Source organism: Shewanella sp. CAL98-MNA-CIBAN-0140 (genome assembly GCF_040309905.1).
In the GTDB taxonomy this organism is placed as follows: Bacteria; Pseudomonadota; Gammaproteobacteria; order Enterobacterales; family Shewanellaceae; genus Shewanella; species Shewanella psychromarinicola.
In genome coordinates this window covers 1-265 of record NZ_JBEOPI010000193.1, presented here as the reverse complement: position 1 = coordinate 265, position 265 = coordinate 1, and the positions used below count along the sequence as shown (strand labels likewise).

Annotated in this window: 1 protein-coding gene; it reads left to right on the top strand. The window is 43.0% G+C overall.

The window, feature by feature from the left end:
- Positions 1 to 265: ethanolamine ammonia-lyase light chain EutC (locus AAEY93_RS20715; protein WP_351079562.1), on the top strand; the 265-nt coding region annotated here is incomplete at both ends.

Genomic DNA, 265 nt, shown 5'->3' with positions numbered 1-265 from the left:
GTATTAGCGTATTAAAAGAGGTTGCCCCTCCCCTGCATTTACACAGCCAAGCCGTTGACAGGGTTACTTACCTTCAGCGACCCGATTTAGGCCGCAAACTTGATGAAAATGGTAGGCAAGTACTTCTCAGCTATATGAATAAACAAAAGCACACTACGCAGGCTAAATACGATTTAGCGATTGTAGTGGTTGATGGACTTTCGTCGTTGGCGGTACAAAAAAATGCATACCCATTTATAACAGAGCTATTAACGCACCTTACAAC